The sequence below is a fragment of the Bradyrhizobium sp. CCBAU 11434 genome (genome assembly GCF_028128895.1).
GTDB lineage: Bacteria > Pseudomonadota > Alphaproteobacteria > Rhizobiales > Xanthobacteraceae > Bradyrhizobium > Bradyrhizobium zhengyangense.
The window spans coordinates 96,611-118,779 of record NZ_LBJX01000095.1 but is presented as its reverse complement, the minus strand read 5'-3'; the positions used below and the strand labels follow the sequence as shown (position 1 = coordinate 118,779).

At 63.4% G+C, this 22,169-nt stretch carries 23 protein-coding genes; 12 read left to right on the top strand and 11 right to left on the bottom strand.

Annotated features, from left to right (window positions below):
- Nucleotides 1-84: 84 nt before the first annotated feature.
- Entirely contained in the window at nucleotides 85-1,218 is a 1,134-nt protein-coding gene (locus XI06_RS26170; RefSeq protein WP_271606874.1) for a glycosyltransferase family 4 protein, read from the bottom strand.
- A gap of 194 nt (nucleotides 1,219-1,412) precedes the next feature.
- On the opposite strand from XI06_RS26170, the gene XI06_RS26165 reads away from it, so the two are divergent.
- On the top strand, nucleotides 1,413-3,632 hold the full coding sequence (locus XI06_RS26165; protein ID WP_237861809.1) for a GumC family protein: 2,220 nt from the start codon (nucleotides 1,413-1,415) through the stop codon (nucleotides 3,630-3,632).
- Between the two features lie 47 nt (nucleotides 3,633-3,679).
- Here XI06_RS26165 and XI06_RS26160 read toward each other — a convergent pair whose 3' ends face one another.
- Complete coding sequence (locus XI06_RS26160) at nucleotides 3,680-4,861, bottom strand: GNAT family N-acetyltransferase (RefSeq protein WP_271606873.1); 1,182 nt, start codon at nucleotides 4,859-4,861, stop codon at nucleotides 3,680-3,682.
- Nucleotides 4,862-4,990: 129 nt separating this feature from the next.
- Between XI06_RS26160 and XI06_RS26155 the strand changes: the two genes are divergently transcribed.
- Nucleotides 4,991-6,034 carry a polysaccharide deacetylase family protein gene (locus XI06_RS26155; RefSeq protein WP_271606872.1) on the top strand — a complete coding sequence of 348 codons (1,044 nt, stop codon included), beginning with the start codon at nucleotides 4,991-4,993 and terminating at the stop codon, nucleotides 6,032-6,034.
- On the opposite strand, the gene XI06_RS26150 is transcribed toward XI06_RS26155, so the two are convergent.
- Nucleotides 6,024-6,245: a DUF2842 domain-containing protein gene (locus tag XI06_RS26150; RefSeq protein ID WP_045003154.1), complete on the bottom strand. Its 222-nt coding sequence runs from the start codon at nucleotides 6,243-6,245 to the stop codon at nucleotides 6,024-6,026. The two genes, XI06_RS26155 and XI06_RS26150, sit on opposite strands and share 11 nt — an antisense overlap.
- Before the next feature lie 109 nt (nucleotides 6,246-6,354).
- Between XI06_RS26150 and XI06_RS26145 the strand changes: the two genes are divergently transcribed.
- Nucleotides 6,355-7,437 (top strand): COX15/CtaA family protein, encoded by a 1,083-nt coding sequence (locus tag XI06_RS26145; RefSeq protein WP_237861814.1) that lies wholly within the window; start codon nucleotides 6,355-6,357, stop codon nucleotides 7,435-7,437.
- 19 nt (nucleotides 7,438-7,456) lie between these two features.
- Here XI06_RS26145 and XI06_RS26140 read toward each other — a convergent pair whose 3' ends face one another.
- The 5 genes from XI06_RS26140 to XI06_RS26120 all read right to left on the bottom strand — a co-directional run bounded on the left by XI06_RS26140 (nucleotide 7,457) and on the right by XI06_RS26120 (nucleotide 11,284).
- On the bottom strand, nucleotides 7,457-7,798 hold the full coding sequence (locus XI06_RS26140; RefSeq protein WP_271606871.1) for a hypothetical protein: 342 nt from the start codon (nucleotides 7,796-7,798) through the stop codon (nucleotides 7,457-7,459).
- 105 nt (nucleotides 7,799-7,903) lie between these two features.
- Nucleotides 7,904-8,242 (bottom strand): hypothetical protein, encoded by a 339-nt coding sequence (locus XI06_RS26135; protein ID WP_237861818.1) that lies wholly within the window; start codon nucleotides 8,240-8,242, stop codon nucleotides 7,904-7,906.
- A gap of 112 nt (nucleotides 8,243-8,354) precedes the next feature.
- Complete coding sequence (locus tag XI06_RS26130; protein WP_237861819.1) at nucleotides 8,355-9,635, bottom strand: O-acetylhomoserine aminocarboxypropyltransferase; 1,281 nt, start codon at nucleotides 9,633-9,635, stop codon at nucleotides 8,355-8,357.
- A gap of 137 nt (nucleotides 9,636-9,772) precedes the next feature.
- Nucleotides 9,773-10,357: a CoA-binding protein gene (locus XI06_RS26125; protein ID WP_237873877.1), complete on the bottom strand. Its 585-nt coding sequence runs from the start codon at nucleotides 10,355-10,357 to the stop codon at nucleotides 9,773-9,775.
- Between the two features lie 102 nt (nucleotides 10,358-10,459).
- Complete coding sequence (locus XI06_RS26120) at nucleotides 10,460-11,284, bottom strand: enoyl-CoA hydratase (RefSeq protein WP_271606870.1); 825 nt, start codon at nucleotides 11,282-11,284, stop codon at nucleotides 10,460-10,462.
- An 85-nt stretch (nucleotides 11,285-11,369) separates the two neighbouring features.
- Between XI06_RS26120 and XI06_RS26115 the strand changes: the two genes are divergently transcribed.
- The 6 genes from XI06_RS26115 (at nucleotide 11,370) to XI06_RS26090 (ending at nucleotide 15,058) form a co-directional block, all read left to right on the top strand.
- Nucleotides 11,370-11,798, top strand: a complete 429-nt coding sequence (locus XI06_RS26115) for a PaaI family thioesterase (RefSeq protein ID WP_237861825.1) — start codon at nucleotides 11,370-11,372, stop codon at nucleotides 11,796-11,798.
- Nucleotides 11,799-11,957: 159 nt separating this feature from the next.
- On the top strand, nucleotides 11,958-12,422 hold the full coding sequence (gene rplM / locus XI06_RS26110) for a 50S ribosomal protein L13 (protein WP_015685724.1): 465 nt from the start codon (nucleotides 11,958-11,960) through the stop codon (nucleotides 12,420-12,422).
- 2 nt (nucleotides 12,423-12,424) lie between these two features.
- Nucleotides 12,425-12,907, top strand: a complete 483-nt coding sequence (gene rpsI / locus XI06_RS26105; protein ID WP_271606869.1) for a 30S ribosomal protein S9 — start codon at nucleotides 12,425-12,427, stop codon at nucleotides 12,905-12,907.
- 229 nt (nucleotides 12,908-13,136) lie between these two features.
- Complete coding sequence (locus XI06_RS26100; RefSeq protein ID WP_271606868.1) at nucleotides 13,137-14,369, top strand: GGDEF domain-containing protein; 1,233 nt, start codon at nucleotides 13,137-13,139, stop codon at nucleotides 14,367-14,369.
- A 56-nt stretch (nucleotides 14,370-14,425) separates the two neighbouring features.
- Nucleotides 14,426-14,662: a hypothetical protein gene (locus tag XI06_RS26095; RefSeq protein WP_237861829.1), complete on the top strand. Its 237-nt coding sequence runs from the start codon at nucleotides 14,426-14,428 to the stop codon at nucleotides 14,660-14,662.
- Nucleotides 14,663-14,761: 99 nt separating this feature from the next.
- Nucleotides 14,762-15,058: an antibiotic biosynthesis monooxygenase family protein gene (locus tag XI06_RS26090; protein ID WP_035673823.1), complete on the top strand. Its 297-nt coding sequence runs from the start codon at nucleotides 14,762-14,764 to the stop codon at nucleotides 15,056-15,058.
- A gap of 62 nt (nucleotides 15,059-15,120) precedes the next feature.
- On the opposite strand, the gene XI06_RS26085 is transcribed toward XI06_RS26090, so the two are convergent.
- Entirely contained in the window at nucleotides 15,121-16,221 is a 1,101-nt protein-coding gene (locus XI06_RS26085) for an AI-2E family transporter (protein WP_249802191.1), read from the bottom strand.
- A gap of 296 nt (nucleotides 16,222-16,517) precedes the next feature.
- On the opposite strand from XI06_RS26085, the gene XI06_RS26080 reads away from it, so the two are divergent.
- The 3 genes from XI06_RS26080 to XI06_RS26070 all read left to right on the top strand — a co-directional run bounded on the left by XI06_RS26080 (nucleotide 16,518) and on the right by XI06_RS26070 (nucleotide 19,806).
- Nucleotides 16,518-17,291, top strand: coding sequence for a gamma-glutamyl-gamma-aminobutyrate hydrolase family protein (locus tag XI06_RS26080; RefSeq protein WP_237873869.1), 774 nt, complete (start codon nucleotides 16,518-16,520; stop codon nucleotides 17,289-17,291).
- Nucleotides 17,292-17,674: 383 nt separating this feature from the next.
- Nucleotides 17,675-19,048, top strand: coding sequence for an NfeD family protein (locus XI06_RS26075; protein WP_237862560.1), 1,374 nt, complete (start codon nucleotides 17,675-17,677; stop codon nucleotides 19,046-19,048).
- Nucleotides 19,048-19,806 carry a slipin family protein gene (locus XI06_RS26070; RefSeq protein ID WP_377818674.1) on the top strand — a complete coding sequence of 253 codons (759 nt, stop codon included), beginning with the start codon at nucleotides 19,048-19,050 and terminating at the stop codon, nucleotides 19,804-19,806. The genes XI06_RS26075 and XI06_RS26070 overlap by 1 nt, the downstream gene beginning before the upstream one ends.
- A gap of 205 nt (nucleotides 19,807-20,011) precedes the next feature.
- On the opposite strand, the gene glnA is transcribed toward XI06_RS26070, so the two are convergent.
- Both glnA and XI06_RS26060 read right to left on the bottom strand, forming a co-directional pair.
- On the bottom strand, nucleotides 20,012-21,421 hold the full coding sequence (glnA, locus tag XI06_RS26065) for a type I glutamate--ammonia ligase (protein WP_237861834.1): 1,410 nt from the start codon (nucleotides 21,419-21,421) through the stop codon (nucleotides 20,012-20,014).
- Nucleotides 21,422-21,572: 151 nt separating this feature from the next.
- On the bottom strand, nucleotides 21,573-21,911 hold the full coding sequence (locus XI06_RS26060; RefSeq protein ID WP_007603495.1) for a P-II family nitrogen regulator: 339 nt from the start codon (nucleotides 21,909-21,911) through the stop codon (nucleotides 21,573-21,575).
- Nucleotides 21,912-22,169: the final 258 nt, after the last annotated feature.

The following is a 22,169-nucleotide window of genomic DNA, read 5'->3' as shown; positions in this document are numbered from 1 at the left end:
GCGACTTTGCTCCCCGGGCATGCATCCCCAGGCACTCGATTATCGGACAAATCGGAAGATTCTCTAAAGCCGGCTTAAGGATGGTTAATGATTGGTAAATGCGTCGCGGTAACCCGCGAGCACGCCATCGACCATCGCCTGCTGGGAGAAGTGCGCCGAGATGCGCTCGCGCAGGGCCGCTGCGCGCTGCGCAGTCGCCTGCGCATCGTCGAGCGCGGCCGCGATCGCCTCGGCCATGGCTTCGGCGTTGCTGGCCGCGAATAGGGCCGGGCTGTCGGCCCCGAAAATCTCAGGGATGCCGCCGACGCGCGCTGCGATCATGGGAATGCCGGCCGCGCCGGCCTCGATGACGACATAGGGCATGGAATCGCCGCGCGAGGGAACGACCAGCAGTCGTCCCTTGGAAAAGCCGTAACGCGCCTTGACGTGTCCGATAAAGCGGATCGCATCCTTTAGGCCGAGCCGCTCGACCTGTGCCTTCAGCGCCGCAGTCTCCTCACCGTCGCCGCCAAGCGTCAGCGTGACTTGCTTGCCGCTCTCGCGCAGTCGCGCCACCGCGTCGACCAGGAGGTCCGCGCCCTTGATGTGCCTGAACTCGCCGACATAGCAGAGGTCGGTGGCGTCATCGGCGATAACGACAGGTTCGAATTCTTCCGGCGTCACGCCGTTGAAGACGCAGTGCACCACGCCCTTGGGCGTGCCAACGATGCGCTGGTAGGTGTCGCGCGCAAAGGCGCTCTCGAACAGGAACAGGTCGGTCGCATCCATCAGCGAGCGTTCGAGGCGTGCGTAAAACTCCCCCTTCAGGGTGTTGAGCGGATAGTGCAGCGAGCCACCATGGGGCGTGTAGATGCGGATGGTGTCGTCGGCGCGGCGCCGCATGCGAACGAAAGCGCCGGCCTTGGCACCGTGGCCATGCATGACGTCGGGCTTGAGCGCTGCAATCAGGCGGCGCATGCGCAACCAAACCAGAAAATCCTCGGGCGAGGGTTCCCGGCGGATCGCCATCCGATGCACGCCGAGCTTCAAGCGCGGCGCAAGTTCGGCCAGCGCCTTGTCCGCACGCTCGCCACCGGTGAGGCTGTCGGCGAGAATCCCGACGTGATGGCCGCGGTCAACCTGGCCGTTGGCGAGGTCGAGGATGTGGCGGAAGATGCCTCCGACGGGTGCGCGTACGGCGTGCAGAATGCGAAGCGGCTGGTCAGGAGAGGGAGGCATGATCAAAACCAGCGCACGAAACTGGACAAAGTTCTCGAAATATCGATGCGATTAAGGACCCTCGTGGTTAACAAACGATGACGAGCGTGCCCACGTTGGCTGCCGGAGGTCGCGATTAACTCAGCGGCAACCTTAATGGAGTGTAATCGGCCTCATTGAGGTCCACGAGTGGCGTTGCCCTGCGGGAGTGTTCGATGCGTTTAGCGTTCTGGCGTGCCGGCAAGGACAAGGCCGTCATCGAGCGGGCCGTTTCGAAAGCCAAGCTCGAGACAAAGCCCAGAGCTGAAGCCAAGCCTGCGCCGATTGCAGCGAAGCAGGCGCCAGCCGAATCCGGCGACATCGATCTGCATGCGCTGGGCGGCGCGCTCGCGCGCAAGCGCAGCTGGATCATCGTGCCGACGGTATTGGCCCTCGTCGCGTCCGTCGCCATCGTCAATCTCATCACGCCGCGCTTCAAATCCGAATCGCGCATCCTGATCGACGGCCGCGAGAACGTCTTCCTGCGGCCGAGCAGCGATCGCAGCACCGAGGAGCGGCAGGCGCTCGACCCCGAGGCCGTCACCAGCCAGGTGCAGCTCGTGCTGTCGCGCGATCTCGCGCGCGAGATCATCAAGAAGAACAAGCTGGCCGAGCGGCCGGAGTTCGATCCGGTACTGCAAGGCATTTCGCCCCTGAAATCGCTCGCGGCGCTGGTCGGCATCGTCCGCGACCCGTTCTCGATGACGCCGGAAGAGCGGGTGCTCGACGCGTACTATGATCGCCTTCAGGCCTATGCCGTCGACAAGTCGCGTGTGATCGTGGTCGAATTCCAGTCGCAGGATCCCGAGCTCGCCGCGCGCGTCGCCAATTCGATCGCCGACGGCTATCTGGTGCTCCAGCAGAATGCGCGCCAGGACCAGGCGCGCAATGCCAGCCAGTGGCTCTCGGGCGAGATCGACAATTTGCGCAAGAAGGTTTCCGAGGCCGAGGCGAAGGTCGAGGATTTCCGTTCGAAGTCGTCGCTGTTCATCGGCACCAACAACACCACGCTGTCAAATCAGCAGATGGGTGAGGTCAACACCCAGCTCAACAACGCACGCTCGCTGAAGGCGGACGCGGAATCCAAGGCGAGGCTGATCAAGGAAATGCTCCAGAGCGGCAAGCCGATCGAGGCATCCGAGGTCGTGAACTCCGAGCTGATGCGTCGCTTGTCGGAGCAGCGTGTGACGCTACGCGCGCAGCTCGCCGAACAGTCGTCCACGCTGCTCGGCAATCATCCGCGCATCAAGGAGCTGAAGGCACAGCTGAGCGATCTCGATGGTCAGATCCGCGACGAGGCTGCCAAGATCTCGCGTTCGCTCGAAAACGACGCCCGGATCGCCGGCGGCCGGGTCGACGGCCTGACCACGAGCCTCGAGCAGCTCAAGAAGCAGGCGACATCGACCAACGGCCAGGATGTCCAGCTCCGCGCGCTCGAGCGCGAGGCCAAGGCGCAGCGCGACCTGCTCGAGACCTATCTTGCCAAATATCGCGAGGCGAATACCCGCGAAACCATCGATACCGCGCCGACCGAGGGCCGCATCATTTCGCGCGCAATCGTCTCGAACACGCCGGCCTATCCGAAGAAGCTGCCGATCGTGTTGATCGCGACGCTGGCGACGCTGCTGTTGTCCTCCGGTCTCGTCGTCACCGGCGAGCTTCTGCGCCAGACCGCGCCGCGCGTCGTCGCGACGCTCGCCCCCGCGACGGCACGCCGCGAGCCTGTTGTCGATCCGGTGGAGACGGATCCGGCGCCGCTCCAGCCGGAGATGACCGACGATGCCGACGTCAGCGAATTGGCCGAGATCGGGCAGCTGGCCGAGAGGCTGAAGGCTGCTGGCGCGAGCGCCAAGAAGGTCACCGTGCTCGGCACCGCTTCAGGAGAGGCGATCACGCTGTCGGCGCTGACGCTCGCCCGGCATCTGGCGCGCGAGGCGCGTGTCGTCGTGGTCGATCTTGCCGCATCCTCGCCGACGATCGTCGCGGTGTCGGTCGATCCGACAGCGCCCGGACTTGCCGAGCTGATGCAGGGGCAGGCCTCGTTCGCGCAGATCATTACTCGCGACAAATTCTCGCGGCTGCATCTCGTTCTGGCCGGTCGTCCAGGCTTCGACCAAAGTCTGCTTCAGTCGCCGCGAGTGGCGCTCGCAATCGATGCCTTGCTGCGCGCTTACGATTACGTGTTGCTCGACGCCGGTGGCGCATCCGAGCTGCCCGCAGAACTCTTGACGACGAATGCCCGCGCTGTCGTGGTCCCCGACGCGTCGATGGAGGCTGATGCGCGTACGCTCATGTGCGAGCAGCTCAAGGGCGTCGGCTTCAGCGAGGTGACGATGTTGAGGCGGCCCGTGCAGCCATCGGATGCTGGTGAGACAGCGCGCGTGGTGGCGGCGTAGGTCCCGTTATCCTCTCGCGCCGCCCACGAGGCGAGAAGGGAAAGTCGCTACCCGAACGTCTGCCTCAGCCGTCGCGCCAGACCGAACAGCACCTGGTTCTGCTTCACCAGGCGCTTGCCGCGGTTGATGGAGGACATCGCCATGGCCGCGAGCCTGCCGCGCGGGGTCAGGGGCACGAAGCTGTCGAAGATGTCCTCGTCGTTCTTGCAGAACATGCGCTTGTAGTCGTCCGATCCGATGCCGAGGTCGAGGGAGCGGTAGCCGCGCTCGCCGTACCGGTCGATGATGTAGCGTATCAGGATCAGGCCCGGGCTGTAGCGGGCGTGCTCCGACATCGTGTAGGTGTTGAACATCATCGAAAAGCGCTGGCCGTCGGCGACGCCGGCGAAGATCGCGATCACTTCCTCGTCGCATTCCAGCGCATGAATGTCGATGACGCGGCCTTCGCCGCGCGGCGCCAGGCAGGCACTGCGGATGAATTGCTCGACGCCAGGCTCGGCGAAGACATTAGGCAGCTTCTGCTCCGCCATCCGCGCCGGTTTGACGCGGAAGAACCAGTCGAGCAGGCGGGTGACGTCCGCGTCCGTTGTCGCAAGGTGATAGCGGTAGCCGGGAAGAGCCTGGAGCTTCTTCTCCTTGCTCTTGAGCCGGCGGCGGAAGGAATTGCTGATCCGCGATGCGGGCGGGCCGCCCGGCTCCATGATCAGCATGGGGCAGCCGTTGATCGCGCTCTGCTGCGGCAATAGCGCAAACGGATTCTGCTGATCGTGCCAGCGCTTCGGTTGCTGCGTCAGCGCGAGCACGTCGACCCGGTTGCACAGCGGTGCGATCAGTGCGTCGAGGTCGGTGGCGACGGCCTGTGCGGCGAACTCGGCGTTCCACAGTCCCATGTTGAAGGTCGTATGCTTGCCGCCCATGAAGCAGGCCGTGCGCACGCCATGGCCCCGGCGCAGCGCCAGCGGAAGCAGGGCGAGCGGAGTCCGCTCGGCATCGCGCGCGATCACGACGAAGGGGCGCGCGCCTTCGTGCTCGCCGACCGATCGTTGCCAGGTGCCCAGGAGATCGAACCGCTGATACGGCGTGAAGAGGTGACCGGGCTCCTCGAGCGCGCGCCAAACCCTCTCGGCTTCACCGAGATCGGCGATGATATCGACACGCGCAATACGGCTCGCTCTGGACCGCGCTGGCGATTCTGCCGTCCGGCTTTGCATCGCCGCAGCCATGGTCATTCACGAAACCTGTCGAGAAAGCGAAAAATACGTATTTCGGCCTGTGGCCGACCTTTGCAAATAAATGTCAACAAAGGGTAATGACAATGGGTCAGGGAGCAGGCTGCCGGCGAACGCGAAGGTGGGGTATTGGCATCCGACGACAGATGGCTGGAGCGGTTGCGGCTCGAACTGGCCTGGTCCTCGGGCCTGGCCCTGCTGCGCAGCCGTGGCGCGGGCGCCATCCTGCGCCTCGCGCACGTACGGCCGGGGCGGAGCGGCGCGTTCCAGCCGTTGCGCGAACACGAGATCACGCCGCAATTCCTCGATCGCGCCATTCGTGCGCTGAAGCGCTGGAACTATGACTTTCTCGGTATGGACGAGGTCTGCCGGCGCGCGGTGACGCTGCCGGAGAAACAGCGCTTCGTGGCACTCACTTTCGACGGCGCGCCGAAGGACTTCATCAGCTTTGCCTATCCGGTGCTGGCGCGCCACGCCGTACCGTTCACGCTCTATGTTCCTACCGCTTTTCCCGATGGCGTTGGCGAGGCGTGGTGGCTTGGGCTCGAGCGGGTGATCGCGCGCGAGAGCCGCGTCAGCCTGATGATGGGCGACAAGGAGCAGCGTTTCACCGTCACAGACAATGCCGAGAAGCAGGCGCTGTTCTCGCATCTCGAGGGCTGGCTGCGCTCGCTGCCGCCTGCGGATCTGTCAGCCGCGATCGCTGATCTCTGCACGCGCTACAGCATCGATCTTGTCGCACTCTCTCGCGAGGCGTCGATGGATTGGGAGGATTTGGCGAAGCTCGCTGCCGATCCGCTGGTCACGATCGGCAGTGCGACCGTGAACTATCCTAACCTCGCCAACATGAAGGATGCGGCGGCGATGCGCGAGATGACGATGGGCAAGGCTGTGGCGGAAGCCGCGTTTCGCCGCGAGGTCCGGCACCTGGCATATCCGTTCGGCGATCGGTCCTCGTTCCGGCGCAGCCACGTCGTGATGGCGGAGGAGGCCGGTTTTGCCAGCGCGGTATCGACGATCCCGGGCATTGTGGATGCGGAAGGACGCACCAATCTGCGCGCGTTGCCGCGGATCCCCTGGGACGGGCGGGTGCGCTCGCTGCGAATGATGCGGGTGTTGGTGTCGGGCGTTGCGTTCGCGCCGGTGAAACCGACGGGCAGCGTTACGAGCTAGATTTCGCCCGGTCGGGCCGCTGCATCCAACTCACGATGGGCATGGCCGGAAGCACCCAGCCCATGCCGACCACCACGTAGTAGATCGCCTGACGCCAGCCGGACTCGGCGATCCACGGCATCTGCGCAGCCGCCATGCCGAGCAGAGCCCATACGGTGGCCAGCACCAGCAGCAGAATGGCGCCGAGGAACTTGCGGGTGCGGATCGTCATGGCGGGGACTTGCGGCTTTCGCGTAACTTGCGCTGCGGGAGCGGGGGACTATAAGGGGCACGCAGTCCGGTTCAAGTCTCTTAGTCACAAGGCTTGGTTTGTCCCTGAAATGACGACGATTTCCGCCCCGACCAACCCGCATCGCGCCGTGCGCTGGTGGCTGATCTCCGTGGCCGCCCTGATCGCGCTGATGGTGCTGGTTGGCGGTGCGACGCGGCTGACGGAATCCGGCCTGTCGATCGTCGAGTGGAAGCCGGTCGCCGGCAGTATTCCACCGCTGTCGGAGACACAGTGGACAGACGCCTTCGAGGCCTACAAGAAGATCCCGCAATATCGCGAACTCAACGCGGGCATGAGCCTGTCCGAGTTCAAGCAGATATTCTGGTGGGAGTGGAGCCACCGGCTGCTCGGCCGCTTCATCGGCGTCGCTTATCTGCTTCCGTTCCTGTTCTTCCTGTGGCGCGGCGGCCTGTCCGGTGAGCTGAAGCGGCGGCTGTGGCTGCTGTTCGCGCTCGGCGGCCTTCAGGGCGCAGTCGGTTGGTGGATGGTGGCCTCCGGATTGTCTGAGCGGGTGGAGGTTTCTCAATATCGGCTGGCGACGCATCTGGTGCTGGCGCTGCTGATCTTCGCCGGCATCGTCTGGACGGTGCGGCGGCTCGCCGACCGGGCGCAGCTCGCGGTTCCCATGCGGCTGCGGTTCACGAGCGCGGTGCTGGTGATCCTGACCTTCATCCAGATCTATTTCGGGGCGCTGGTCGCGGGTCTGCGCGCCGGACGCGCCTACAACACCTGGCCGGAGATCGACGGCGCATTCATTCCATCGGCGGACCGGCTGTGGTTCGAGACGCCGTGGTGGCGCAACATGTTCGACAATGTGCTGACGGTGCAGTTCGAGCACCGCATGACGGCTTACCTGCTGTTCACGCTGGTGGCGCTGCATGCGTTCGACGCGGTACGCTCGCGCGCAGGCTCGGCGACGAGCGGTGCGCTCTGGCTGTTTGCGGCGGTCAGCTTGCAGGTGGTGCTCGGCATCCTCACGCTGCTCAACCAGGTGCCGATTGACCTGGCGCTCTCGCACCAGGCGGTCGCGATCGCCGTGCTGACCTTGGCGGTCATGCAGGCGGAGCGGCTGGCGTCGCGGCAGAGCGCGGACGTGCAGCCGCGTGCAGTTCCGGTCGGTCAGGCCGGCTGATCACCATCAGCCAAGCTGATCAGCAATAGCCGTAGATGCCGCACGAATAGGGCAGGCGCCAGAAATAGTCGACCTGCTTCCCGCCGTAATACGAGCCCTGGTAGTCGTAGTCCCAGGGGCGGCCGTAATAACCCGGTAGTGTGTGCGAGCCCGGCAACAGCGGGGTGCCCGGCAGATTGCGGATGTAGCTGCCGACGCCATCGGCCGGCGAGATCAGCGCATCTGAATCAGTCTCGACATAGACCGTTGGCGGCGGCGGAGCTGCGGCCCGTCGCTTCGGATGGGCGGGAAAATCGGCGGCAAGGGCTGCTGAGGCCGTCAGCATTGCCGCAAGGGCAGCAGGCACCATCCAGCGCAGCATCGTCGGCTCCGAATCAAAGGCGATCCAAGAACGATCTATGCGGCAGATATGGTTAATGACTGTTAACCGTGGCCCGTTTCCAAGCGCTTTCACGCGCTCCGCTGATCAGGCAGGAATCGTCCGGACCGGGGTGACGGCCGCGTCGAACTGAATGCTCACCCTGTTCTTCAGAACGTGCTGGATCACTTCCGTTTCCGACCTCTCGAAAAGTTCGTCCCGGTTCGCGGCTTGACCGAATTCTCGCGCGAAATCGATGTCGGCGAATTTTCCAAGGAAGAGGGCCGCAACATCAGACTCATTGTTCTTCGCGAACACGTGGCTTTGTCCCGACTTCTTCATGTACAGCCCGATCATGCGCAGCGCCTTGTAGACCAGCGTGCTGTCGTGAAAGAGGATGATCGCGTCGGTACGGCCATGTTCGTGGCCATCCTTGTGCAGCCGCAATCACCACGATCATGTCGGATCGTGGACGTTGAGCGACCGTAGCCACGGAAGCTGGCGCGGAGCCCTCGGCAAGGCGCAGCGCCAGATCCCGGTGCGGATGGACGGTAGTGCTCTACGCGCTCAGGGCCTGCTCCAGGTCTGCGATCAGGTCTTCCTTGTCCTCGATGCCGATCGACAGACGCACCACGTCGGGACCGGCGCCGGACTTCACCTTGGCCGCGTCGTCGAGCTGGCTGTGAGTGGTCGAGGCCGGGTGGATGACGAGCGAGCGGGTGTCGCCGACATTGGCGAGGTGCGAGAACAGCTGCAGTTTCGACACTAAATTGACGCCCGCGTCATAGCCGCCCTTCAGGCTGAAGGTGAACACGGCGCCTGCGCCCCTCGGCGCATATTTGCGCGCGAGCTGGTTATACTTGTCGCTGGCCAGACCCGCATAGTTCACCGAGGCCACGGCGGGGTGGCCGGCGAGGAATTCGGCGACCGCCTTGGCGTTGTCGCAGTGCTTCTGCATGCGCAGCGGCAGCGTCTCGATGCCGGTCAGGATCATGAAGGCGTTGAAAGGCGACAGAGCCGGGCCGAGGTCGCGTAAGCCCAGCACACGGCAGGCGATCGCGAAGGCGAAATTGCCGAAGGTCTCCTGCAGGCGGATGCCGTGATATTCGGGCCGCGGCTCGGAGAGCATCGGATATTTGCCGCCCGTCGACCAATCGAAGGTGCCGGCATCGACGATGATGCCACCGAGCGAATTGCCGTGACCGCCCAGGAACTTTGTCAACGAGTGCACAACGATGTCGGCGCCGTGATCTATGGGGCGGATCAGATAGGGCGAGGCCAAGGTATTGTCGACGATCAGCGGCACGCCAGCCTTGCGCGCCACCGACGAGATCGCCTCGATGTCGGTGATGCTGCCAGCGGGATTGGCAATGGACTCGATGAAGATCGCCTTCGTGCGTGGCGTCACGGCGCGCTCGAAGCTCGCGATATCATCGGGGTCGGCCCACACCACGTTCCAGCCGAAGCTCTTGAATGCGTGCGTGAACTGGTTGATCGAGCCGCCATAAAGCTTTCGCGCGGCGATGAACTCGTCGCCCGGCTGGAGCAATTGCTGCAGGACCACGACCTGTGCGGCATGGCCCGAGGCGACCGCCAGCGCGGCGGTGCCGCCTTCGAGCGCGGCAACGCGCTCCTCCAACACCGCGTTGGTCGGGTTGCCGATGCGGGTATAGATGTTGCCGAACGCCTGCAGGCCGAACAGCGAGGCGGCGTGGTCGGCGTCGTTAAAGACGAACGATGTTGTCTGATAAATCGGAGTCGCGCGCGCACCAGTGGTCGGATCGGGCTGTGCGCCGGCATGCACGGCGAGGGTGGAAAATCCCGGAAGGCGATCGCTCATTGAGGCGTCCTGTTCTTGGGGTCTGAAATCGCGCGGCATGCTGATGGGAGCCGTGCCCGGCGTCAAGCCGCGGCTTCACATCGCAACGATCGTGCTACCCATTGACGCGTTCGCGAAACGAATCCTTCGCAATTGCGTCAGCTTTGCTCGCTCTTGTTTTTGGCGGCGCGATCGGAGGCGGCGGTGTCGCCACCGCCGACACTCATCCGATTGAGGGATAGACGCATGCCCTGCGTCGGCGCCGGCGGACGCTTGGAGCTCAGCGTACGCGAATTGACGCCCATCCAGGAGATCTCCGACGACAGTCGGCCATATTCGATCTTGGGGCAGCGGTTCATCACGACCTTAATACCGGCCGCTTCCGCCTTTTCAGCTGCGGCATCGTCATGCGCGCCGAGCTGCATCCAGATCACCTTCGGCAGAGGAGCGAGCGTCAGCGCCTCCTCGACCACGGGCATGATGTGGCTGGAGTTGCGGAAGATGTCGATCATGTCGATGGGGCGGCCGATGTCGCGAAGCGAGGCGACGAATGGCTTTCCGAGCAGATCTTTGCCGACATGTCCAGGGTTGACCGGGATCATGTCATAGCCGCGCTGCGCCAGATATTTGAACGCAAAGTAGCTCGGCCGCACGTTGATCGGCGAGGCGCCGACCATCGCAATGGACTTCACGCTGTTGAGGATGCTGCGGATATAATTGTCGGGATAGGCGTCGTGGTTCATTTTTTCTTTCCGTCATTCCGGGGCGCGCGATAGCGCGAACCCGGAATCTCGAGATTCCGGGTTCTGCTCTGCGAGCCGCCCCGGAATGACGATGCTAGAGTGTCACTCATCCCGCCATGTCGGCGTGCGCTTCTCGATGAAGGCGCCGATGCCTTCTTCAGCGTCGCGAGCCATCATGTTTTCGGTCATCACCTCTGCCGCATAGCGATAGGCATCCGCAAGGCTCATTTCGGCCTGGCGGTAGAACGCCTCCTTTCCGAGCTTGACGGTGTAGGCGGATTTCAGGGCGACCTGCTCGGCCAGCGCAATCGCAGCATCCCGCTCGGTGCCGGCGGCGACGACGCGATTGACCAGGCCGATCTCTCTCGCGCGCGCGGCCGGGACCGGCTCGCCCGTCAGCAGCATCTCCATCGCCTGCTTGCGCGGCACGTTGCGTGACAGCGCCACCATCGGCGTCGAGCAGAACAGGCCGATTTCGACACCGGGCGTAGCGAAACTCGCCGCTTCCGATGCAATCGCAAGATCGCAGCTCGCGACGAGCTGACAGCCAGCCGCGGTTGCGATGCCCTGGACGGCAGCGACCACCGGCTTCGGCAGGTGCACGATCGCCTGCATCATCGCGCTGCAGGCATTCATGGCCTCGGCGAAGAAGGCGCGGCCACGGTCGGGATCAGTGCGGCGCGCAGTCAGCTCCTTCATGTCATGGCCGGCCGAGAAGGCGGGACCGTTGGCCGCCAGCACGACACCGCGGACGGCCTTGTCGTTGCTGATGTCATGTAGCTCGGCATGCAGGCTGGCGATCATCGCCGTCGACAGGCTGTTGCGTGCCGCCGGCCGGTTGAGGATCAGGACCGCGATCGGGCCGACCATTTCGCGCAGCAGAATTGACTGATGCGGGGAGGGAGCGCGGGCGGCCTGGGTGGACATTGCGGCGTTTCCGATTGGATTATTACAGTTAGATGATGCAGTAACCTAATGTAGCAGGCGACGTGAAGCGAGGGTGGGGAACGGCATGGCGGCAGCGAAAATGAGCGTGGCGGAGCTCGAGCAGTTTCTCCGCGACGAATTTCCCCAGGCCTTCAGCGGCGACGACATCACGATCGAGAGCGCGGACGGCCAGACCTGCCTTTTGCGCCAGCGTTACGGTGAGAAGATGCTGCGGCCGGGTGGAACCGTATCCGGCCCGACGCTGATGGCGCTCGCCGATTTCGCCATGTACGTGGTGCTGCTCTCCGCGATCGGACCGATCGGGCTCGCGGTGACCACCAATCTCAACATCAATTTCCTGCGCAAGGGCCAGCCCGGGCAGGATGTGCTGGCGGAGGCCCGGCTGCTCAAGCTCGGCAAGCGGCTGGCGGTCGGGGAGGTCAAGCTGTTGTCCGGGACCTCGCCCGATCCGATCGCCCATGTCACATCGACCTATTCCATTCCAAATGCTTGAGCTTTTTACAGGTAATATAGCACCATATTTATAAGTCGCTGATTTGACTTATATAATTTCCGCCACTGGGCATTGACCGTTGCGTGTCTCTTCTCTAGAAACCCGCGCAGTCCGGTGCGGTGTTCGCGCCGCTATTCCCCGTCCACGGAAAACTCTGACATGAAAACCTTTTCGGCAAAGCCGGCCGAGGTGACCAAGAAGTGGGTGCTGATCGACGCCAAGGGTCTGGTCGTCGGCCGTCTCGCCACCATCGTTGCCATGCGTCTGCGCGGCAAACACCTTCCGACCTACACCCCGCACGTTGATTGCGGCGACAACGTCATCATCATCAACGCCCAGCATGCGGTCCTCACCGGTCGCAAGCGCGAGCAGAAGACCTACTACAAGCACACCGGCTATGTCGGCCACGTCAAGGAGCGCACCGCGCGCCAGATCCTTGAAGGCAAGCATCCCGAGCGCGTGCTCGAGAAGGCCGTCGAGCGCATGATCCCGCGTGGTCCGCTCGGTCGCGTCCAGATGGGCAACCTCCGTGTCTACGGTGGTGCCGATCATCCGCACGAGGCCCAGACGCCCGAGAAGCTGGACATCGCCAAGTTGAACCGCAAGAACACGAGGGCCGCATAATCATGGCCGAATCCATTCAGTCGCTCGACCAGCTCTCGCAGCTCAAGACCGCAGCCGTGGCGCCCGATGCGCCCAAGCACGAGAAGAAGGTCGACAAGTTCAACCGCGCCTACGCCACCGGCAAGCGCAAGGACGCGGTTGCCCGCGTTTGGATCAAGCCGGGCGCCGGCAAGGTCACCGTCAATTCGCGCGAGGTCGAGGTCTATTTCGCTCGTCCCGTGCTGCGCATGATGATCGAGCAGCCGTTCTCGGTGGCCCAGCGTTCGGGCCAGTACGACGTGATCTGCACCGTCGCCGGCGGCGGTCTGTCCGGCCAGGCCGGCGCGGTCCGTCACGGCATCTCCAAGGCGCTCACCTATTTTGAGCCGGAGCTGCGCACCGTGCTCAAGAAGGGCGGCTTCCTCACCCGCGACTCCCGCGTGGTCGAGCGCAAGAAGTACGGCAAGGCCAAGGCCCGCCGGTCCTTCCAGTTCTCGAAGCGTTAATCGCTTCGGTCACATTCGCCGCGAAAGCGGCTTCAATGAGAAGCAAAAAGGCGCTGATTTCAGCGCCTTTTTTGTTGTTCGTTTGTACGCAAATTGAGCGCGTGTTTCCCGAAAACTTGGGCCCGCGTGAAAACCTGAATGGAACTCGCCGGACCTAGCGTCGCATCTGGAAGGGCGCGCAAGTCGGCTGGGCCGATCGCGTAACTGCTATGTTTAGAAGGGGGCCGACATGATGTCGCTCGATAGCATCACGCTCTATTTGGTCGCCACGATGGTCGCCGCATTGCTCGGCGCCATGATGGTGTTTTTCGGCAAGCAGGAGAACAGCCCCGCGCTGAAATGGTGGGGCACCGCCTATCTGCTCGGCGCGTCCTCTGTCGCGCTGTGGACCGCGACCGGCGACAAGCTCGGCCCGTATCTCTATCTCGCCTTGAACGCGGTCGGCTTCGTCGCTTGCGGCATGGTGTGGAACGCGGCGCGCGTCTTCCACGGCCGCAAGCCGAACTGGCCGGGTCTGGTATTCGGCGCACTCGCGTGGGTCGCGGCCGCGACGTTGCTCGATCCCACGGCCTCGATGCTGCGCATGATCATCGGCGCCGGCATCGTCTCGATCTATGCGGCCCTGACCGCAAGCGAGCTCTGGGTCGAACGGCGCAAGAGCCTGCAACGGCGCTGGCCGGCTTTCGTCGTGCCGGTGATGCACGGCTGCGTGCTGATGCTGCCGATCCTGCTCGGCAGCTTCCTGCGCCCGCATGACGCCGGTTTCTCTACCAGCGTCTGGGTCACCGTGTTCGCGGTCGAGCTCATCCTCTATGCCGTCGGCACCGTGTTCGTGATCTTCATGCTGGTGTCCGAGCGCACCGTCACCGCGCATCGCACCGCTGCGTCGACGGATCCCTTGACCGGCATGCTCAACCGCCGCGGCTTCTCGGAAGCCTGCGCGCGCATGATCGAGCGCGAGGCCAAGGGCGGCCGCCCTGTCACGGTGATGATCTTCGACATCGACCATTTCAAGTCGATCAACGACCGCTTCGGCCATCCCGCCGGCGACGAGATGCTGAAACTGTTCTCGACCATCGTCGTCAACAATCTGCGCATCTCGGACCTGTCGGGCCGCATCGGCGGCGAGGAGTTCGCCGCGCTGCTTCCGTGCGCGCTTGAAGAAGGCGCGCTGGTCGCCGAACGCGTGCGCGAGGCGTTCCAGACATCAGGCGTCGTGGTCGAGGAGGGGCCTGTCGACACCACCGTCAGCATCGGCGTGGCGGGCGGGCCTGCCGGCACCGAGCTCGAGGTGTTGCTGGCGTCCGCCGACACGGCGCTCTACCAGGCCAAGCGCGGTGGTCGTAACCGCGTCGAGGCGGCTGAGGAACTGCCGCTGTCGCTGGAGAACTGGCGCCGCCAGAGCGCCGCGCGGATCGGCGTTCCCAAGGGACCGTCCAAGACACAGCCGGCCACGGCCTGAGACGAACACGGCTCGCGGTAATTCTCTGTTTACCATTCGGTTCCACCATTGCGGTCATGGAATCGATCCGTCGACAGAACCCGCAAGCTGCCCTGATGTCGCTCGAAGCCGCCGCAAGTTCGGCACGCGGTGGTTTCGCGTGTCTGTTCTCGACAGCGGACGAATACGAGACGGCGCTGATTGCCGAGCGCCGCGCCCAGGGGCGCTATACCCAGGGCCGTAGTTATTGGCCGATCGCGTTGTTTCTAGGTTGCGCGCTTGTCGTCGCCGGCACCGCGCTGCTGTTCGGCTGACAGCGCCGCATTTTCGGTCGGGCAGGGCGCCGTTTCGGCGCCTTTTTCTTTGCGTCCGTCTGCGCTAGACACGGCCACCAGACAATGGGGTGGAAACCGATGATCACCGAGATCGCGCAAATCGACGTCAAGCCGGGTAGCGAGAAGGACTTTGAGGCCGCCGTCGCCAAGGCCAAAGCCGCCTTCGGCCGTTCCAAGGGGTTTCACGGTTTCGAATTGCACAAGTCGATCGAGAAGCCGCAGCGCTATCGACTGATGGTGAAATGGGCGACGCTCGAGAACCACACCGTCGATTTTCGTGGTTCCGAGAATTTCACCGAATGGCGCGGCCTCGTCGGCCAGTATTTTGCCTCGCCTCCGGAAGTCGAGCACACCGAGACCGTGCTGACGACTTGAGCCGGCTTTATTTCGGGAGCAGATCTTTCGGAGAACCGCTACACACTTTTCCGGATCATGCTCTACGCCGCCTCGGCCGGGGGCGGCGCCTCGTACGTCTTGAAATGATCGATCATGACCTTGGCGATGGCGACAAGTGGCAGCGCCAGGGCCAGGCCCCAGATTCCGAAGACAACGCCGAGCAGGATCTGGAACGCGAACAGCGTGGCCGGCGGGATGTCCAGCGCCTGGCGCTGGAGCAGCGGCGTCAGCACGTAGCTCTCCATCGTATGCACGCCGAGGAACAGAATCAGCGCCGATAGTGCCGGAATCCAGCCCGAGGCGAGGCTCGCCAGCACCACGACAACGCCGGCGATGATGGCGCCGACGGTCGGGATGAAGGCGAGCAGGCCGGCCTGGATTCCCAGGATGAACGAGCCGGGTATGCCGATGATGGCAAGCCCGATCCAGGTCACGACGCCGACCGCAAGCATGACGATGATCTGCGCGATCAGCCAGCGCTCCAGCGTCTCGCCGATCCGGTCAATGATCAGCGTCGCGCGGAGGCGATGCTTGGCCGGTGCGAGGAACAGCAGCCCGTCGTGGTAGACGCCTGGTTGGGCTGCGAAGGCGAGCCCCAGGAAAAGCACGATAAAAATATTGCCGACGGCGCTGATCGCGCCGAACAGCAGCTTGAAGGTCTGGCTCACGATCGCCCCGCCGTTGGAGGCTAGTGCGCCTGCGCCCGGCAATGGGGCACGTGTGTTCGAGTTCGGCGGAGGGGCCGACGGCGTATCGGCCGAGGTCGAGGGGGCGGCGGAGCTTGCATTGCCGAGATCGAAGACGCTGGTGTCGATGCCGTGGTTCTCCAGGAACGACCTGACATGCGAGATCTGCGACTTGATGGTGTTGCTGAGCACCGAGGCCTGCTCGGCAATGGTCGCGCCGCCGAGATAGGCGACACCCGCAAACAATGCCGCAAGGACGAAACAAACAATCGCAAGCCGCACCGCATGCGGCAGGTGCACGCGGCGCCCGAGCGCATTGGTCAGCGCGTTGAGGCCGACGCCGAGCAGCATGCCGGTGAAGATCAGGAGCAGGGTGGTGGCAAAGTACCAGGTGAAGACGAGTGCCGCGGAGAACAGGACGACGGCGATGCCGCCGACGGCAACGGCCCAAGCCATGCCCCGCGTCAGATCGGAGCCGGTTTTTGACTGTTCATCTCTGGAGACGCTCACATCATGTCCTTTCGGGGCGGGCACGGGCACTCTTTCGTGAAATCAGACCGGCGATCAAGCCGGGGCCGGTGCGCCGGATCGAAGCGCCCGGGCGCCTTGCGACCAATGCCGCGGCTCTGAGAGGGCGCCCAGGGCCCATTTGCGCAAAAATAGCATTGCCGTCCCGCGATCCGCTCTGTTGAATTTGTTCCATCCGAGGGGCATGTTTGGAGAATCTTCTTACGGGGAGGTCGGAACGGGAGATGAGAAAGCCGGTCGTCGGCGTGATCGGGAACGCCCATCGCGTCGAAAATCGATTTCAGGTTCAGATGGTCGGCGAGCGCAATTTGCGCGCCGTGGCCGAGGTTTCCGGCGGCCTGCCGGTGATGTTCGCGGGTGCGCCCGACATCACCGATATCGCCGCTCTGCTCGATACCGTCGACGGCATCGTGCTGACGGGGGCCCGCGCCAACGTGCATCCGACCCGCTTCAATGTCGACCCCTGCGAGAAGCACGAGCCTTATGATATCCATCGCGACGAGGTCGCGCTGGCGCTTTCGGTCGCCTGCGTCTCGCGCGGCATTCCGCTGTTCGGCATTTGCCGTGGCCTGCAGGAGATGAACGTCGCCTTCGGGGGCTCGCTGCATCCCGAGATCCGCGAGATCCCCGGCCGCATGAACCACCGCATGCCCCGGCTCGAGAATGGCGAGATCCATCCCGACCCGACCGTGGTGTTCGCCGACCGTCACGACGTCGACCTCACGCCGGGTGGCGCGTTCGCCAAAATTCTCGGCTGCGAGAAAATCCGGGTCAATTCGCTGCACGGGCAGGGCATCCTCGATCCCGGCAGGCGCGTGCTGATCGAGGGCGTCGCCGAGGACGGCACCATCGAGGCGATCCGCATTGCGGAAGCGCCAACCTTCGCGCTCGGCGTGCAATGGCACGCCGAATACGATCCGCAGCGCAATCCGATCAACCGAAAGCTGTTCGAGGCTTTCGGCGAAGCAATGGTGGCGAAGCAGAAGGCGGCGGCGTAACTCGCGTGCCAGAGTCCGTACGGCATACTCTCGCCCGGCCGTCATTACGAACGCAGCGACTTGTCCGCCGAAGCCTCGGCGAAGGTGGAAGCAATCCAGAGTCTTGCCGCGACGGAGTTCTGGATTACATCGCGCGAATAAACCAAGCGGAAAGAATTGGTTCGCGCTGATTTCCGCGATTCCGATTCGTTCTTTGCGAACGAAATGGAGTCAGATGCAGAACGAAAAAATATAGCCATGCCTTCGCGTTCTCGCGACTGATTTCCACGAGCGCCGCCGTACGTCCCCGCCCATTGCATCGCACAATCGCAATCGCGAGCGACAGACCTCCGGATTGAGGTTTGCCTGACGGCCACCATATCTTCGCCAAGGGAGCCCTTGCCGTGCAGATCATGAAGGCGGCCCTCGTTGCGACAATCGGCATCGTCGCTTGTCTTGCCTGTCTCCGTCCCGGCTCAGCGGAGGATCAGCGCCGTCTTGCACTCACCGTCACGATCGACGGCGCCATCGGGCCGGCGTCGGCGAGCTATGTGAAGGAGGCGCTGGCCAAGGCAGGCGAGCGACGCGCCGAGATCGTCATTCTTCGCATGAATACCCCCGGCGGCCTGAACTCCAGCATGCGCGAGATCATCGCGGATGTGCTCGGCTCGACCGTTCCTGTCGCCGGCTATGTCGCACCGGCCGGCGCCCATGCGGCAAGCGCCGGGACCTATATTCTCTATGCGACTCATATCGCGGCGATGGCGCCGGGCACCAATATCGGTGCCGCGACGCCGGTGCAGATTGGCGGATCGCTTCCGGGCTTGCCGAGCGGCACGCCTGACAAGGACAGCAAGGACAAGAAGGACGAGCCGAAGGATGCGATGACGGCAAAGGTAACGAACGATGCCGTCGCCTTCATCCGCAGCCTCGCCGAACTGCGCGGCCGCAATGCTGATTGGGCGGAGAAGGCGGTCCGCGAAGCCGCGACGCTGTCCGCCAACGGCGCGTTGCAGGCGCACGCGATCGACCTCGTCGCGCGCGACGAGGTCGACCTGCTCAGGCAGATCGACGGTCGCGTGGTCGAGCTCGGCGGCGGCACGACGCAGCGGCTGGCAACGCAGGATGCCATCATCGAAGCCGTCGATCCCGGCCGGATCTCCCGATTCCTTGCGGTCATCACCGATCCCAACGTCGCGTTCATCCTCCTGATGGTCGGAATCTACGGCCTCGTCTTCGAGTTCATGTCGCCCGGGACGGTTGCTCCGGGCGTGGTCGGAACGATCTGCCTGCTGCTTGGCCTCTATGCCCTCAATATGCTGCCGATCAATTATGCCGGGCTCGGCCTGATGCTGGTCGGCATCGCGCTGCTTGCCATCGAGGCCTTCAATCCGACCGTCGTGATCGGCCTTGGAGGCGTCGTCGCCTTTGTGCTGGGCGCCATCATGCTGGTGCGGGTCGAATCGCCCAGCTACCGGCTGTCGTGGTCGGTCATCGCCATTGTCGCGGCGATCTTCGCCGGGTTTGTTCTGGTCGTGCTCGGCGCGCTCAGGCGTGCCCGCCGCGGTGCGCCACGGGTCGGCGCGCAAGCCATGCTTGGCCTGATCGCCGAGGTGCTCGACTGGAACGAGACCGAGGGGCACGTCTTCACGCATGGCGAACGCTGGCAAGCGCGCGGCGCCGATAGCTTCAAGCCCGGAGAGAGGGTCGAGGTCGCCAACATCGTCGACTTGACCCTGGTGGTTCGGCGGCCGAACGGCGAGGGAGGTCAAGTCTGATGTTCGAATATTCGCTTTATGCAGCGCTTGCGCTGATCGTCATCCTGTTTCTCACCCAGGCCGTTCGCATCCTCAGGGAATATGAGCGCGGCGTCATCTTCACGCTCGGCCGCTTCACCGGGGTGAAAGGGCCGGGCCTCGTCATCCTCATTCCGGTCGCGCAGCAGCTCGTCAAGGTCGACCTCAGGGTGATGGTGCAGGTCGTGCCGCCCCAGGACGTGATTTCGCGCGACAACGTCTCGGTCAAGGTCAACGCCGTCCTTTACTTCCGCATCGTTGATCCCGAGCGCGCCATAATCAAGGTCGGCGACTACATGGCCGCGACCAGTCAGCTTGCCCAGACCACGTTGCGCTCGGTGCTTGGCAAGCACGAGCTCGACGAGATGCTCGCCGAACGCGACAGGTTGAACGCCGACATCCAGGAAATCCTCGACAAGCAGACCGACGTCTGGGGCATCAAGGTGACCGGAATCGAGATCAAGGACATCGATATCAACGAGACCATGGTGCGCGCGATCGCCAAGCAGGCCGAAGCGGAACGGTTGCGGCGCGCCAAGGTAATCAATGCGATGGGCGAACAGCAGGCCGCCGAAAAGCTGGTCGAGGCCGGCCGCATTCTCGCGCAGGAGCCGCAGGCGATGCAGCTGCGCTACTTCGCGGCGCTGCACGACATCGCCGGCGAGCGGTCGTCGACCATCGTGTTTCCGCTGCCGACGGGATTGCTCGATTATTTTACGTCGCGGCGTGACACGACGTGAGTGTGGATCGACGGCACGATGGTGCGTAGCGAATCTCTCGGGTCGAATAAACCAATCAGCAAGGATTGGTTCGTGCCGATTTTCGCGATTCCGATTCGTTCTTTGAGAACGAAGTGGAGTCAGATGCAGAACGAAAGTTGAGTCGATCGCTCAAAACAAAAGGCGCCCGATGGGGCGCCTTTCGCGTGTCGTGATATCGAGCCGCTTAGCCCGAATAGTACATCTCGAACTCGACCGGATGCGGGGTCATCTCGAAGCGGGCGACTTCGGTCATCTTCAGCTCGATGTAAGCGTCGATGAAGTCGTCGTCGAACACGCCGCCGTTCTTGAGGAAGCCGCGGTCCTTGTCGAGGTTCTCCAGCGCCTCGCGCAGCGAACCGCAGACGGTCGGGATCTGCTTCAGCTCTTCCTTCGGCAGATCGTAGAGGTCCTTGTCCATCGCCGGACCCGGATCGATCTTGTTCTTGATGCCGTCGAGGCCAGCCATCAGCATCGCGGCGAAGCCGAGATAGGGATTGGCGAGCGGATCGGGGAAGCGCACCTCGACACGCTTGGCCTTCGGCGAAGCGGTGTAGGGGATGCGGCAGGAGGCCGAGCGGTTGCGCGCGGAGTAGGCGAGCAGCACGGGGGCCTCATAGCCCGGGACCAGACGCTTGTACGAGTTGGTCGACGGGTTGGTGAAGGCGTTGATCGCCTTGGCGTGCTTGATGATGCCGCCGATATAGTGGAGGCAGGTCTCCGACAGGTCGGCGTACTTGTTGCCGGCGAACACCGGCTTGCCGTCCTTCCAGATCGACTGGTGCACGTGCATGCCCGAGCCGTTGTCGCCATAGACCGGCTTTGGCATGAAGGTGGCAGTCTTGCCGTAGATGTGCGCGACCTGGTGGATGCAGTATTTGTAGATCTGCAAATGGTCGGCCATCAGCGTCAGCGTGTCGAACTTCATGCCGAGCTCGTGCTGGGCCGAAGCGACCTCGTGGTGATGCTTCTCGACCTTGACGCCCATCTTGGCCATGGCGCCGAGCATCTCCGAGCGCATGTCCTGCACCGAGTCCTGCGGGGGCACGGGGAAGTAGCCGCTCTTGGTGCGGACGCGGTGGCCGAGATTGCCGCCTTCATATTCGGTGTCGGAGTTGATCGGCAGCTCCGAGGAATCGAGACGGAAGCCAGTCTTGTAGGGATCGGACGAATAGCGCACGTCGTCGAACACGAAGAACTCGGCTTCGGGGCCGACGAACACGCTGTCGCCCACGCCCATCGACTTGACCATGGCCTCCGCCTTCTTGGCGATGCCGCGGGGGTCGCGGTTGTAGGGCTCGCCGGTGGTCGGCTCGAGCACGTCGCAAGTGATGACCATGGTGGTTTCGGCGAAGAACGGATCGATCGTCGCGGTCACCGGATCTGGCATCAGGCACATGTCTGACTCGTTGATCGCCTTCCAGCCGGCGATCGAGGAGCCGTCGAACATGGTTCCTTCGGCGAAAATGTCCTCGTCGATCATGCTGACGTCGAACGTCACGTGCTGCCACTTGCCGCGCGGATCGGTGAAGCGCAGGTCGACGTATTTGACGTCGTTGTCCTTGATCGATTTCAGGACGTCTTTGGCGGTCTTCATGCATACCCCTTTTGGCTCTGCGGGTCGGTTTCCAGATGAGCAGATTCGTTCTCGCTTTCGGCGAGTTTGGCGCAACCGCACAAACGAAATCAGGCCGCCGAAGCAGCCTTTTTTCTTTCAGAGTGTCGCAAAATTCGGGATAGCACCCGGCTCAGATAGCGTCCAGCCCGGATTCGCCGGTTCGGATGCGGATCGCCTCTTCGATATTGGAGACGAAAATCTTGCCGTCGCCGATGCGACCGGTCTGTGCGGCGCGGCGGATCGCATCAATCGCACGCTCGACCAGGTCGTCGCCGATCACGATCTCGATCTTCACCTTGGGCAGGAAGTCGACGATGTATTCTGCGCCGCGGTAGAGCTCGGCGTGGCCCTTCTGGCGACCAAAACCCTTCGCCTCGGTCACTGTGATGCCCTGGAGACCAACTTCCTGGAGCGCTTCCTTCACCTCGTCGAGCTTGAACGGCTTGATGATGGCTTCGATTTTCTTCACTGCGCGCCTCCCGGCATTTCGATCAAATAGCAACGTCTTCGTCAGGATGCGCTTGTGTCACGCACGATTTTGTCCTCGTCATGCCGGGACCTGACCAGCCTGGCAACAACGGCCGGCCACACCCAGAATATGCCAGTGAGCACGACGAACCGAAGCGGCTTCCTCGAAAGCAGGGTCTATGCCAAGTTGCAAATGCCCTGGATATTGGAGCGTTATCAGCCTTTTAACGAGCATCTCTGATAGGTGGAGCCGATTGGC

Bases quoted from the DNA above. Each gene is read 5' to 3' on its own strand.
- glnA (WP_237861834.1), bottom strand. From the start codon at position 21,421: ATGAAGACCGCCAAAGACGTCCTGAAATCGATCAAGGACAACGACGTC.
- XI06_RS26085 (WP_249802191.1), bottom strand. From the start codon at position 16,221: ATGGCTTGGGCCGTTGCCGTCGGCGGCATCGCCGTCGTCCTGTTCTCC.
- rpsI (WP_271606869.1), top strand. From the start codon at position 12,425: ATGGCCGAATCCATTCAGTCGCTCGACCAGCTCTCGCAGCTCAAGACC.
- XI06_RS26100 (WP_271606868.1), top strand. From the start codon at position 13,137: ATGATGTCGCTCGATAGCATCACGCTCTATTTGGTCGCCACGATGGTC.
- XI06_RS26160 (WP_271606873.1), bottom strand. From the start codon at position 4,861: ATGACCATGGCTGCGGCGATGCAAAGCCGGACGGCAGAATCGCCAGCG.
- XI06_RS26120 (WP_271606870.1), bottom strand. From the start codon at position 11,284: ATGTCCACCCAGGCCGCCCGCGCTCCCTCCCCGCATCAGTCAATTCTG.
- rplM (WP_015685724.1), top strand. From the start codon at position 11,958: ATGAAAACCTTTTCGGCAAAGCCGGCCGAGGTGACCAAGAAGTGGGTG.
- XI06_RS26140 (WP_271606871.1), bottom strand. From the start codon at position 7,798: ATGCTGCGCTGGATGGTGCCTGCTGCCCTTGCGGCAATGCTGACGGCC.
- XI06_RS26145 (WP_237861814.1), top strand. From the start codon at position 6,355: ATGACGACGATTTCCGCCCCGACCAACCCGCATCGCGCCGTGCGCTGG.
- XI06_RS26130 (WP_237861819.1), bottom strand. From the start codon at position 9,635: ATGAGCGATCGCCTTCCGGGATTTTCCACCCTCGCCGTGCATGCCGGC.
- XI06_RS26080 (WP_237873869.1), top strand. From the start codon at position 16,518: ATGAGAAAGCCGGTCGTCGGCGTGATCGGGAACGCCCATCGCGTCGAA.
- XI06_RS26115 (WP_237861825.1), top strand. From the start codon at position 11,370: ATGGCGGCAGCGAAAATGAGCGTGGCGGAGCTCGAGCAGTTTCTCCGC.
- XI06_RS26150 (WP_045003154.1), bottom strand. From the start codon at position 6,245: ATGACGATCCGCACCCGCAAGTTCCTCGGCGCCATTCTGCTGCTGGTG.
- XI06_RS26125 (WP_237873877.1), bottom strand. From the start codon at position 10,357: ATGAACCACGACGCCTATCCCGACAATTATATCCGCAGCATCCTCAAC.
- XI06_RS26070 (WP_377818674.1), top strand. From the start codon at position 19,048: ATGTTCGAATATTCGCTTTATGCAGCGCTTGCGCTGATCGTCATCCTG.
- XI06_RS26095 (WP_237861829.1), top strand. From the start codon at position 14,426: ATGGAATCGATCCGTCGACAGAACCCGCAAGCTGCCCTGATGTCGCTC.
- XI06_RS26165 (WP_237861809.1), top strand. From the start codon at position 1,413: ATGCGTTTAGCGTTCTGGCGTGCCGGCAAGGACAAGGCCGTCATCGAG.
- XI06_RS26090 (WP_035673823.1), top strand. From the start codon at position 14,762: ATGATCACCGAGATCGCGCAAATCGACGTCAAGCCGGGTAGCGAGAAG.
- XI06_RS26170 (WP_271606874.1), bottom strand. From the start codon at position 1,218: ATGCCTCCCTCTCCTGACCAGCCGCTTCGCATTCTGCACGCCGTACGC.